The following is a 12,382-nucleotide window of genomic DNA, read 5'->3' as shown; positions in this document are numbered from 1 at the left end:
TTTCAACAGGAAAGGGAGTTGCATGCCTGGTACGAAACTGGTCGGCATGGGCTCGTCCTTCGCCGGAGAATTGCCGAGATGACGGTCACCCCGCTTCGTCCAAGGGCAACGCTCTCGGTCCGCACCTCCGGGGAAATTGCGGCTGGCTTGGCCCGAACCTTCGCCGAGACCGCTGGCGACTACGATGATAGCGCCGCGTTTCCGCATGAGAATATCTTTCGCCTGCATGAGGCCGGCCTCATCGCCCTGACGGCGCCGACCGAGTTCGGCGGCGGTGGCGCCGGTCTTGGTGAAGCCACTGAAGTCATTCGCGAAATCGCCCGTGGCGAACCGTCGACCGCGCTCATCCTAATCATGCAGTATATCAACCTCGCCACGCTGCCCAAGGGCCGCTGGCCCGAGCATCTCGTGCGCAAGGTGATCGGCGATGCGGTCGAGAACGGCGCTCTCATCAACGCCTTCCGCGTCGAACCGGAGCTCGGCACGCCGGTGCGCGGCGGCCTGCCGGCCACAACGGCGCGGCGCACCGCCGACGGCTGGTCGATCAGCGGTCGCAAGATCTATTCGACCGGCGCCGAAGGCCTGAGTTGGGCCATCGTCTGGGCGCGCACCGACGAGGCCGAGCCGCGCGTCGGCGCCTTTCTGGTTCCGGCCAACGCTCCCGGTCTTCGCATCGAAAAGACCTGGAACCCGCTCGGCATGCGCGCCACCGGCAGCCACGACGCCGTGCTGGAGGACGTCCGCGTCCCGTTCGATCATGCCGCCGATATCCGCCTTCCATCCGAATGGGATACGCGCGGCGAGGGGCAGGCGGCATGGTTCGGCACACTGCCTGGGGCACTCTATACCGGCGTCGCGGAAGCCGCGCGCGACTGGCTGGTGCGCTTCCTCAGGGAGCGCGTGCCGACCAATCTCGGCGCGCCGCTGGCCACCGTTCCCCGCATCCAGCAGGCGGTCGGCGAGATCGAGGAGCTTATCGCCGTCAACCGCCGGCTGATCGCATCAGCGGCGCGCGATGTCGACGAAGGGCGTCCGTTCACTCTGACGGAAGCCGGCCTGATCAAGGTCGTCACCACTGAAAACGCCATCGCCGCCGTCGAGAAAGCGCTGAAACTCACCGGCAATCACGGCATTTCACGCAACAATCCGCTCGAGCGCCATCACCGCGACGTGCTGTGCGGGCGCATCCACAGCCCGCAGGAAGACACGGTCCGGCTTGGCGCCGGCAAGCTCGCTCTCGGCCTCTGACCATCAAAGACGGAGTTCCCATGCCAGTCGAATTCATCGGATATATCGGTAACCACAACGCCTCCGAGACGATCGCCCGCAGCGGCCCGATCATCGATCGCGACCATATCGCGGCGGCGGCCGCCATCCATGAGAATGGCGGTTTCGACCGCGTGCTGCTCGCTTTCCATTCGACCTCGCCGGAAAGCATCCTTGTGGCCCAGCATGTGACCCAGCGCACGCGGCACCTGAAGCTGATGATCGCTCACCGGCCCGGCTTCACCGCGCCGACACTCGCCGCGCGGCAATTGGCGACGCTCGATCATTTGAGCGATGGGCGCATCGCCGTCCACATCATCACCGGCGGCAACGATCAGGAGCTGGCGCAAGATGGCGACCACCTGACAAAGGACGAGCGCTACGCCCGCACCAGCGAATATCTCGACATCGTCCGCCAGGAATGGACGAGCGCAAAGCCCTTCGACTACGAGGGCAAGTTTTACCGCGTGACCGGCGCCTTCTCCGAGGTCAAGCCGCAAGGGCCGGATGGCATCCCGATCTATTTCGGCGGCTCGTCCGACGCGGCGCTCGCGGTCGCCGGCAAGCATGCCGACATCTATGCGCTGTGGGGCGAGACGCTGGCGCAGGTGGGCGAGACCATCCGCCGCGTCCGCGCCGCCGCGGCTCCCCATGGCCGCTCGCCGCGCTTCAGCCTGTCGCTGCGTCCGATCCTTGCCGATACCGAGGAAGAAGCCTGGGCGAAGGCAGGCCGCATCCTAGACCGCGCCAAGGCGCTGCGCGCCGGCGGCGAAAGGCTGATCAAGGGCAACACCCCGACCCATCAGCCGGCCAACGAAGGTTCGCGCCGACTGCTGGCCGCAGCCGCGCAGGGCGCACGCCTCGACAAGCGGCTGTGGACCGAGATCGCTGCATTGACCGGCGCCAGCGGCAACTCGACCTCGCTGGTCGGCACCCCCCACCAGGTCGCCGAGGCCATGCTCGATTATTACGACCTCGGCGTCAGCACCTTCCTGATCCGCGGCTTCGATCCGCTGGAAGACGCCTTCCACTACGGCCGCGACCTCATTCCGCGCGTCCGAGCGCTCGTCGCCGAACGCGACAACGGCGTGCGCCACGTCGAAGCCGCCGAATAGGCACATTCGGGCGCGGAGCCGCTGGCTGTGCGCACTATCCCATCAGTCCAACAAGGCAAGACGGCTCAACAAGCCAAGCGCAGGAGAAACGACGATGACCTGGAAGACTTTCGCATCGCCACACGGCAACCCCCTCATCGGCGGTCTCGACCGCCGCTCGTTCCTGAAGACGGCGGGCGCTCTCGGCCTTGCCGCGCCGCTGGGCGCGCTTTCGGCCAACAGCCTGTGGGCCCAGTCGGCTGCGGCGACTGGGGAATTGAAGAAGGTGAAGTTCGCCACCAACGCCACCGCCATCTGCCTGGCCCCGGTGTTCGTCGCCCAGCAGCACGGCATCTTCCAGAAATACGGATTGGAGGTCGAACTGGTGAATTTCGGCGCCTCGACAGAGGCGCTGCTGGAAGCCATCGCCACCGGCAAGGCCGATGGCGGCGTCGGCATGGCTCTGCGCTGGCTGAAGGCGCTGGAGCAGGGTTTCGACGTCAAGATCACCGCCGGCACGCATGGCGGCTGCTCGCGCCTCGTCGCGCTCAAGTCGACCGGCATCACCAATCTCACCGAACTCAAGGGCAAGACCATCGGCATTTCCGACCTCGCCAGCCCCGGCAAGAATTTTTTCTCGATCCTGCTGCACAAGGAGGGCCTCGACCCGGTCGCCGACGTCGAATGGCGGCAATATCCGGGCGAGCTGCTGCAACTGGCGGCGGAGACAGGCGAGATCCACGCCATCGCCGACGGCGACCCGAAAGCCTATTTCTGGCTGCAGGATCCGAAATACATCCAGATCGCCTCCAACCTCGACCACGGCTTCGAGAACCGCGTCTGCTGCATCGTCGGCCTGCGCGGCAGCCTGATCCGTGATGACCTGCCGACCGCCTCGGCGCTGACCCGCGCCCTGCTGGAAGCGCAGGACCTCACCGTCGCCAAGCCGGAACTGGCGGCGGAAGCCTTCCTGCCGCAGGCGCCGAAGGACAAGACCGTCGCCGATCTCGTCGGCGTGCTGAAAGACCAGACGCACGGCCACAACCCGACCGGCGCCGACCTGCGCACCGAGATCGCGCTCTATGCGCAGGAACTGCGCGACGTGCAGGTGTTCAAGCGCTCGACCGACCCGCAGCAGTTTGCCGACCGCGTCTATGCGGACGTGCTGACGGCATAAGGAGGCTGATATGGCATCGATCGACCCGGCGCTCTCCGAGCGCGCCCATGGCTCCTTCCGGACGGGATGGAGCTGGACCGCTGTCTGGCCGCTCGGCCTCGTGGCTGCCGCCGGGTGGATCGGTGTCGCCGCGCTGATCGAACTGTGGCCGGAAATCATCCCCCAGCCCTATGGCCGCGAACTGGCTGGCATAGCGCTGGCCATTGCCGCCGTGCTGGTCGTGGTGGCGGCCACGGGGCGGCTGTTTGGCGCGGCCTCCGACACGATCCGCTATTACGGTCCGTGGTTCATCGCGACCGCGGCGCTTCTCGCCGTCTGGGAGGTTGTGACGGCCAAGACCGGCTGGCTGCCGGTGCCGTTCTTCTCCTCGCCGCAGAGCATTCTCGAAGTGTTCTTCGACGATTGGGACCGGCTCGGCATCAGCATCTGGTATTCCGTGCTGCTGCTCGCCAAGGCTTATCTCATCGGAGCGCTGGCGGGTGTCCTGACAGGAGTCACCATCGGCTGGTCGCAGGCGGCGAGCTATTGGGTGCATCCGGTGCTCAGGCTGATCGGGCCACTGCCGGCGACCGCCTGGCTGCCGCTCGCCTTCTTCATCTTCCCGACCAGCGGCTCTGCCAGCGTCTTCCTGATCGCGCTCGCCACCGCCTTCCCGGTGACGATCCTGACCTGGTCCGGTATCGCCAGCGTCAACCGCGACTACTACGACATCGCCAGGACCCTGGGAGCGAAACCCTGGTTCCTGATCCTCAAGGTCGCGGTGCCGGCGGCGCTGCCGCACGTCTTCGTCGGCCTGTTCATGGGCCTCGGCACATCCTTCGCCGTGCTGGTCGTGGCCGAGATGCTGGGCGTCAAGGCCGGGCTCGGCTGGTACCTGCAATGGGCGCAGGGCTGGGCCGCCTACAACAACATGTATGCCGCGCTGCTGGTCATGGCGCTGATGTGCTCCAGCCTGATCACCATCCTGTTCCGCCTGCGCGACTGGACGCTCTCCTGGCAGAAAGGCCTCGTCAGATGGTAGCGCTCGCCCTCAAGCAGCCCCCAGACACGACCGTCGCCGGCCAGCAGATCGACCTCGATAACGTCTCGCACCAGTTCGAGCTGAAGGGCGAACCGCTGCCCGTTCTCGACAATGTCAGCTTCTCGGTGGAGCCGGGGTCATTCGTTTCCCTAATCGGTCCGTCCGGCTGCGGCAAGTCGACCTTGCTTAGGCTTCTCGCCGGTCTCGACCATCCGACCGAAGGCGCGGTCAAGGTCGACGGCGAAAATGTTGGCGATCCCGACCCGTCGCGCATCCTGGTCTTCCAGGACCCGACCCTGTTTCCGTGGCGGACCGTCTGGGACAATGTGGCGCTCGGCCTGGAGGCGCAGGGCATTCTCAGAAATGCCCGCCACCGCGTCGACAATGCCGTGCAATTGGTTGGCCTCTCCGGTTTTGAAAAGGCCTATCCGCACCAGCTTTCCGGCGGCATGGCGCAGCGCGTGGCGCTTGCCCGCGCGCTGGTCAACGAGCCGAGACTGCTGCTGCTCGACGAGCCGCTCGGCAAGCTGGACTCGCTGACCCGTCTCACCATGCAGGGCGAGATCGTCAAACTGTGGCAGGAGGCCGGGCTCACCGCGCTTTTGGTCACCCACGATGTCGAGGAGGCGCTCTTCCTCACCCAGCGGGTGCTGGTATTCGGGCCGCGCCCGGCGCGCATCGTCGCCGACATCGCCGTCGACCTGCCCTATCCCCGCCACCGCGGCGATCCGAAACTTGCTGAATTGCGCCGCGAGGCGCTCGGCCATCTCGGGCTGGCCGCCACCTGGTAGTTCTCCCACCGAAGGAATTGTCGATGACCAAACCTTATACGAATCTCTGGCGGATATTGCTCGCCGTTGCCGCCGCCGGCCTCACGCAGCCGGCGGCGGCGCACATCACCTTCGAAGGTAAGGAGGTCAAGGCCGGCGCCACGGCGAAATTCGTGCTGCGCGTGCCGCATGGCTGCGCCGGCTCGCCGACAGTCGCAGTCCGCATCTCCATTCCCGAGCAGCTCAGCGACGCCAAACCGCAGCCTAAGCCCGGTTGGACGCTCGACATTTTTCGCGCCGATGCCGGGACGACCGGATCGACGGAAGCCGGGCACGACGCGCATGCGGGCGATCACGGCGAGCCGATCAAGGAGATATCCTGGTCGGGCGGCAGGCTGGACGACGCCTATTACGACGAGTTCGTCTTCCGGGCCAAGGTCGATGCCGCGGCGAAGGGTAGCGATCTTTTCATCCCGATCGTCCAGCAATGCGAGACCGGGGTGGAGCGCTGGATCGAGGTGCCTGTTTCCAGCGGCTCGTCGGACGACCTGAAATTCCCGGCACCATCGGTGAAGGTCGTTCCCTGAAGTGGATTTGCCCCGAGGGGCTCCAAATGCACGGCAGCTTTTTGAAAAGCCTAGCGGCGGCGATCCTTCTCGCCGCCGTTCTGCTTGTTGGCGCGGCCGGGCAGGCGCTCGCCCATGCGCAACTGATCAGCGCCGATCCGGCGGACGGATCGATTGTGGCAGCTGCTCCGCAGACCGTCACCTTGCGTTTCTCCGAGCCCGCCCGGCCGCTCGTGGCGCGGCTGATCCATCCGGGCGGACACACCGAAATCCTCAAGGACATCGGCCAAAAGGGCTCCATCATCACGCTCACCCTGCCGGGCGGGCTGGAGAATGGGACGCACATCCTCTCCTGGCGCGTCGCCTCGTCCGACGGCCATCCGATCGGTGGCGGCCTGGTGTTCTCGATCGGCGCGCCGAGCGCGGTCGCGCCGGCGGCCGTCGATCAATCCGACCCGGCGGTCCGCATCGGGCTCTGGTCGGCGCGCTTCGTGTTGCTCGTCGGCCTGATCGTCGGGGTGGGCGGTACGGCATTTTTCGCGCTGATCAGCCGCTCCGATCCGCCGCCGGGTGCGCGCGGGGTGACGGGAGCACTGCTCGCCGGTTTGCTGGCTGCGCCGGCGCTTATCGGTTTCCAGGGGCTTGATGCGCTGGGTGCGCCATTTTCCGATCTGGTGACTGCCGATGTCTGGCATGCGGGATTGTGGGCGACGAGTTATGGCCGTTCGACGCTGCTGGCGGCCATGGCGATCTGCGTCGCCTACGCGGCTGGGCAGGCCGGTTACTGGTCCCGCCTTGGAATCTGGCTTGCCTCCGCGGCAACGCTTCTGGTCGGCGTGGCGGTCGCTTCCGCCGGCCATGCCTCCACTGCACCGCCGCGATATCTGACGGCACCGGCCGTATTCCTGCATGCGGTGACGGCGGTGCTGTGGATCGGCGCCTTGCTTCCATTGGGGGCGATTCTCGTCCGCGGCGGCGCGGAACTGCCGATGGTGCTGCGGCGGTTCTCCCGCGTCATTCCGGCGATCGTGGCGGTGCTGGCGTTGTCCGGCCTGATGCTGGCGATCGTGCAAGTGCAGACAATCCCCGCGCTCTGGAATACCGACTATGGCCGCGTGCTGATGGCCAAGCTTGCTCTGGTCGCGGCACTTCTGCTGCTCGCCGCGCTCAACCGCTTCTGGCTGACCACGCCCGTGGTCGCGGGCGATGCAGGTGCCGCGCGGCGTTTGACGCGCAGCGTCGGGGCTGAAATCGTCGTCGCCACGGCCGTCATCGCGGTGCTTGGCCTGTGGCGCTTCACGCCGCCGCCACGCGCCATCGCGGCAAATCCCGCTCTGTTCGAGGTTCAGCAAGTCCGCGCCGAGAAGGACGGCATCAGCGCCGTTCTGTCGATCCATCCGTCTATCGCCGGTCCGGTGAGGGTCGAGATCGGCAACCTGCTTCTCGACGGAAAGCCGTTCGAGCCGATCAGCGTCAGCGTCGATCTCGACAAGCCGTCCTACGGCATCGGCCCGTTCACCCGCGATGCCTCGAAGGCTGGTGATGGCACCTATCGCGCCGACGGCTTTCTCCTGCCGCTCGACGGGTTCTGGATCGTTCGCGTCACCGTCCTCGTGTCTGATTTCCGGTCGGTGACGCTGATCGACGTCTTCGATGTCCGCAAGGCGTCGCAATGAGCCGGGCTGCCCTAGAAAACAGCCTGCCCGCTGCGTTCCCCTGGCGGGAAACGGCGGCAGCGGCCTATGGATCAGGTCGGTTGAAGCGGATTAAAATCAGGCCGCCCCGCTCAGCTTCGACTTCTCGAAGCGCTTGCGCTCGTTCGGGTCGAGATAGAGCTTGCGCAGGCGAATGGTCTTCGGCGTCACCTCGACCAGTTCGTCGTCCTGGATCCAGGCGAGCGCGCGCTCCAGCGTCATGCGGATCGGCGGCGTCAGCTTGACGGCCTCGTCCTTGCCGGCGGCGCGTATGTTGGTGAGCTTCTTGCCCTTCAGCACGTTCACTTCCAGGTCGTTGTCGCGCGAGTGGATGCCGATGATCATGCCCTGATAAACCTTGACGCCCGGCTCGATCACCATCGGGCCGCGGTCTTCCAGATTCCACATCGCATAGGCGACGCTTTCGCCCTGCTCGTTGGAGATCAGCACGCCGTTGGTGCGGCCGGGCAGCTCGCCCTTGTAGGGCTGGTAGGAATGGAACAGCCGGTTCATCACCGCCGTGCCCCGCGTGTCGGTCAGAAGCTCCGACTGGTAGCCGATCAGGCCGCGCGTCGGCGCATGGAAAACCAGGCGCTGGCGGTTGCCGCCGGAAGGGCGCAGTTCGATCATGTCGGCCTTGCGCTCCGACATCTTCTGCACGACGACGCCGGCATGCTCTTCGTCCACGTCGATGACGACTTCCTCGATCGGCTCCAGCAGTTCGCCGTTCTCACCCTTCTGCATCACCACGCGGGGACGCGACACGGCGATCTCGAAACCTTCGCGGCGCATCGTCTCGATCAGCACGGCAAGCTGCAATTCGCCACGCCCCGACACGAAGAACGAATCCTTCTCGGACGATTCCTCGATGCGCAGCGCGACATTGCCTTCGGCCTCGCGCAGCAGCCGGTCGCGGATGACGCGGCTGGTCACCTTGTCGCCCTCGGTCCCTGCCAGCGGGCTGTCGTTGACGATGAACGACATGGTCACCGTCGGCGGGTCGATCGGCTGCGCATGCAGCGGCTCGGTCACGGCAGGGTCGCAGAACGTGTCGGCAACGGTGCCCTTGGAGAGGCCCGCGATGGCGACGATGTCCCCCGCCTGGGCTTCCTCGATCGGCTGGCGCTCTAGGCCGCGAAAGGCGAGGATCTTGGAGATGCGGCCGTTCTCGACGAGGTTCCCGTCATTGTTGAGGACCTTCACCGCCTGGTTCGGCTTCAGCATGCCGCTCTCTATGCGGCCTGTGATGATGCGGCCGAGGAAAGGATTGGCCTCGAGCAGCGTGCCGATCATGCGGAACGGACCCGGATGCACGGTCGGAGCCGGCACGTGCGTCAGGATAAGGTCGAACAGCGGCGCCAGGCCCTGGTCCTTCGGTCCTTCCGGATTTTCGGAAACCCAGCCGTCGCGGCCGGAGCCGTAGAGGATCGGGAAGTCGAGCTGCTCGTCATTGGCGTCGAGTGCCGCGAACAGGTCGAACACCTCGTTGACGACCTCGACGTGGCGTGCATCGGGACGGTCGATCTTGTTGATGACGACGATCGGCCGCAGGCCGACTTTCAGCGCCTTGCCGACCACGAACTTCGTCTGCGGCATCGGCCCTTCGGCGGCGTCGACCAGCACGATGGCCGAATCCACCATGGACAGGATGCGCTCGACCTCGCCGCCGAAATCGGCGTGGCCGGGGGTGTCGACGATGTTGATGCGGGTGTCCTTCCAGTCGACCGAGGTCGCCTTGGCGAGGATGGTAATGCCGCGTTCCTTTTCGAGGTCGTTGGAGTCCATCGCGCGCTCGGCCACACGCTGGTTTTCGCGGAACGAGCCGGCCTGCCTCAGGAGCTGATCGACAAGCGTTGTCTTGCCATGGTCGACGTGCGCGATGATCGCGATATTGCGGATGTTCATTGTTAACTCGGGAAGTTGCGGGCGCGATACCGGTATGCGCCGCGTTTCGTTGGGCGGGCTCATAACGGATTTTTCGCAATTGCGAAAGGGCTGTGAAGCGCGGCTGCCATGCGGCAGTTAGGCAGGACCTATGCGTCCTTGCCTGATCCGAGCAGGCCGTCCGTGGCTTCGGCGGGTGTGAAAACTGACGGTACCTCGCCTCGAAATAAGGAAAGCCGCCTGGGGGAAGGCGGCTTTCCAATTGGGGAGCGGTTCGGGAGGGGGGCCGAAAAAATCTCACCCACGCCAACAATGCGCGGCGCAGAACTTGGTTGCACCGCAAAACGAAAAAATTTCAGGCTTCGGCGGAAGCCGCCTTCGCGTCCCGTACGAACCCTTCGCTGGCGACCAGCAGCCGCTGCGTATAGGGCTCCGCGGCGCGGTGGGCGGCCAGATCGGCTGATGTCAAAGGCTCCACGACCTTCCCGGTGCGCATCACGAGCAGGCGGTCGCACATATGGGCGATCACCGCGAGGTCGTGGCTGACCATCAGGTAGGTCAGCTTGCGGTCGCGGCGAATCTGTTCGAGCAGGTTGAGAACCTCGGCCTGGACAGAGGCGTCGAGCGCCGACGTCGGCTCGTCGAGCAGCAGGATCGACGGTTCGAGGATGAGGGCGCGAGCGATGGCGACGCGCTGGCGCTGGCCGCCGGAAAGCTGGTGCGAATAGCGGAAGCGAAAGCCGGAACCCAGCCCGACTTCGTCAAGCGCCCGCAGGATGCGGCGTTCGGCATCGGCAAAGCCGTGGATCGCCAGGGGCTCGGCCAGCAGCCGGTCGACCGTCTGGCGGGGGTGCAGCGAACCGTACGGGTCCTGGAACACCATCTGGACGCGGCGATAGAAGTCTTTGCCGCGACGCTTGCCGAGCACATTGCCTTCGACGGCAATGGTTCCGCTCTCGATCGGCGCCAATCCGGCGATGGCGCGCAGCACAGTGGATTTGCCGGAGCCTGACTCGCCGACGAGGCCGAAGGATTCGCCCGGCCGAACCGTCAGGCTCACGCCGTCCAGTGCTCGAAAACCGTCATAGGTGACGACGAGGTTCGAAATGTCGAGCGCGGCGGTCAAAGCAGCCACTCCGGGCGGCGGTCGAGAGTCGGCAGCGGGTGCCGGTCGTGGTCGATGCTTGGCATGCAATTGAGCAGGCCCTGCGTGTAGGGGTGTTTTGCCCGGGAGAGATCGGCTGCGGCAATCTCCTCGACGATGCGGCCGGCATACATGACGATGACGCGGTCACAGAAGGAGGAGACCAGCCGAAGATCGTGGGAGATGAAGATCAGGCCCATGCCGCGATCGGCGACCAGACGGTCGAGAATGGCGAGGATGTCGAGTTGCACCGTGACGTCGAGGGCCGAGGTCGGTTCGTCGGCGATCAGCAGTTCCGGGCCGGCGATCAGCATCATGGCGATCATGGCGCGCTGGCCCATGCCGCCGGAAACCTCGTGCGGGTAGAGGTCGAAGACGCGCGAGGGGTCGCGGATCTGCACGGCGGCCAGCATGTCGAGCGTCCGCTCGCGGGCGGCGCGCTTGCCGATGTTTTCGTGGGCGCGCAGCGCCTCGACGATCTGGCGGCCGATCTGCATGACCGGGTTGAGCGAATATTTCGGGTCCTGCAGGATCATGGCGATGCGTTTTCCCCGCAGGTCGCGGCGCAGGCGGGGCGAGGCGGAGAGCAGGTCAATGCCGTCGAAGTCGAGTTTTTTCGCCGTCACCTCGGCATGGGGCGGGGTCAGGCCGAGGATGGCGCGGCCGGTCTGGGATTTGCCTGATCCGGATTCGCCGACGATCGCCAGCCGCTCGCGACCGACGGAGAAGGAGATGCCGCGCACGGCATCGATCACGCCTGTCCGGGTGGGAAAGCGGACGGAGAGGTCTTCGACGGCGAGCAGCGTCATTGGCGGCCGCCCCGAGGATCGAGCGCGTCGCGCAGGCCGTCGCCGAGCAGGTTGAAACCGAGGCTGACGATGAGGATGGCCGCACCCGGCATGGCGGCCACCCACCACTGGTCGAGGATGAAGCGGCGGCCGGACGCGATCATCGCGCCCCATTCCGGCAGCGGCGGTTGTGCGCCGAGCCCGAGGAAACCGAGGCCGGCCGCCGTGATGATGATACCGGCCATGTCCAGCGTCACTCTGACGATCAGCGAGGAGATGCAGAGCGGCATGATGTGACGCAGCACGATCCGCCATGGAGAAGCGCCCATCAGGCGGACGGCGGAGATGTAGTCGGAGTTGCGCACCGTCAGCGTCTCGGCCCGCGCGATGCGGGCGTAGGGCGGCCAGGAGGTGATGGCGATGGCAATCACGGCGTTCTCGATGCCTGGGCCGAGTGCGGCGACGAAGGCTAGGGCCAGGATGAGTTTCGGAAAGGCGAGAAAAATGTCGGTGATGCGGGTCAGAACCATGTCCGTCCAGCCGCCGGCATAACCGGCGACCGTGCCGACGATCAGCCCGACGGGCGCGGCGATGATCGCCACCAGCACGATGACGTAAAGCGTCAGGCGCGAGCCGTAGACCACGCGGGAGAAGATGTCGCGGCCCTGGTCGTCGGTGCCGAACCAGTGCTCTGCGCTCGGCGGCAGCAGGCCCTGGCGCAGGTCCCCGACGGTGGGCGGATAGGGCGCAATTACATCGGCGAAAGCGGCCAGCAACAACAGCATGACAATGATCGCCAGGCCGATCAGCGCGAGACGATTGGCGGAAAAACGCCGCCAAGTCATGTAGGCGCGGCCGAGACGCGCCTGCAGCCGCGATTGCGGACGCTCGCTCAGCAGCCAGTCACGGCGGCTCGTGCTTGCGGTTTCGGCAGCGCTCATATTCCGGCAGTCCCCGTCTCGCGGTTGACGAAGATAC

11 protein-coding genes are annotated in these 12,382 nt (G+C 65.9%); 7 read left to right on the top strand and 4 right to left on the bottom strand.

Annotated elements, in window-relative coordinates; translation table 11 throughout:
- Positions 1 to 78 precede the first annotated feature (78 nt).
- The 7 genes from ACH196_RS31510 (at position 79) to ACH196_RS31480 (ending at position 7,570) form a co-directional block, all read left to right on the top strand.
- Positions 79 to 1,248 (top strand): acyl-CoA dehydrogenase family protein, encoded by a 1,170-nt coding sequence (locus ACH196_RS31510; protein ID WP_396650801.1) that lies wholly within the window; start codon positions 79 to 81, stop codon positions 1,246 to 1,248.
- Between the two features lie 20 nt (positions 1,249 to 1,268).
- Positions 1,269 to 2,381, top strand: coding sequence for an LLM class flavin-dependent oxidoreductase (locus tag ACH196_RS31505; RefSeq protein WP_396650800.1), 1,113 nt, complete (start codon positions 1,269 to 1,271; stop codon positions 2,379 to 2,381).
- A 94-nt stretch (positions 2,382 to 2,475) separates the two neighbouring features.
- On the top strand, positions 2,476 to 3,537 hold the full coding sequence (locus tag ACH196_RS31500) for an ABC transporter substrate-binding protein (protein WP_396650799.1): 1,062 nt from the start codon (positions 2,476 to 2,478) through the stop codon (positions 3,535 to 3,537).
- Between the two features lie 10 nt (positions 3,538 to 3,547).
- The gene (locus ACH196_RS31495; protein WP_396650798.1) at positions 3,548 to 4,558 is read left to right on the top strand and encodes an ABC transporter permease; all 1,011 of its coding nucleotides are present in this window, start codon (positions 3,548 to 3,550) and stop codon (positions 4,556 to 4,558) included.
- Entirely contained in the window at positions 4,552 to 5,349 is a 798-nt protein-coding gene (locus ACH196_RS31490; RefSeq protein WP_396650797.1) for an ABC transporter ATP-binding protein, read from the top strand. The genes ACH196_RS31495 and ACH196_RS31490 overlap by 7 nt, the downstream gene beginning before the upstream one ends.
- Before the next feature lie 23 nt (positions 5,350 to 5,372).
- Positions 5,373 to 5,915 (top strand): YcnI family protein, encoded by a 543-nt coding sequence (locus ACH196_RS31485; protein WP_396650796.1) that lies wholly within the window; start codon positions 5,373 to 5,375, stop codon positions 5,913 to 5,915.
- A 26-nt stretch (positions 5,916 to 5,941) separates the two neighbouring features.
- Positions 5,942 to 7,570 (top strand): copper resistance CopC/CopD family protein, encoded by a 1,629-nt coding sequence (locus ACH196_RS31480; RefSeq protein WP_396650795.1) that lies wholly within the window; start codon positions 5,942 to 5,944, stop codon positions 7,568 to 7,570.
- 96 nt (positions 7,571 to 7,666) lie between these two features.
- Here the strand turns inward: ACH196_RS31480 and typA are convergent, their stop codons facing one another.
- The 4 genes from typA to nikC form a co-directional block, all read right to left on the bottom strand.
- Positions 7,667 to 9,493 (bottom strand): translational GTPase TypA, encoded by a 1,827-nt coding sequence (gene typA / locus ACH196_RS31475; protein WP_396650794.1) that lies wholly within the window; start codon positions 9,491 to 9,493, stop codon positions 7,667 to 7,669.
- A 334-nt stretch (positions 9,494 to 9,827) separates the two neighbouring features.
- Positions 9,828 to 10,598 (bottom strand): ABC transporter ATP-binding protein, encoded by a 771-nt coding sequence (locus ACH196_RS31470; RefSeq protein WP_396650793.1) that lies wholly within the window; start codon positions 10,596 to 10,598, stop codon positions 9,828 to 9,830.
- A complete protein-coding gene (locus tag ACH196_RS31465) occupies positions 10,595 to 11,425 on the bottom strand; it encodes an ABC transporter ATP-binding protein (RefSeq protein WP_396650792.1) in 831 nt (276 codons plus the stop codon). Before ACH196_RS31465 ends, ACH196_RS31470 begins: the two co-directional genes overlap by 4 nt.
- The gene (gene nikC, locus ACH196_RS31460) at positions 11,422 to 12,345 is read right to left on the bottom strand and encodes a nickel transporter permease (RefSeq protein ID WP_396650791.1); all 924 of its coding nucleotides are present in this window, start codon (positions 12,343 to 12,345) and stop codon (positions 11,422 to 11,424) included. Before nikC ends, ACH196_RS31465 begins: the two co-directional genes overlap by 4 nt.
- Between the last annotated feature and the right edge of the window lie 37 nt (positions 12,346 to 12,382).

It is taken from the genome of Mesorhizobium sp. IMUNJ 23232, from assembly GCF_044326205.1.
Classification (GTDB): domain Bacteria; phylum Pseudomonadota; class Alphaproteobacteria; order Rhizobiales; family Rhizobiaceae; genus Kumtagia.
Note: the sequence above shows the minus strand (reverse complement) of the source record. Positions and strands in the feature narration are given on the sequence as shown.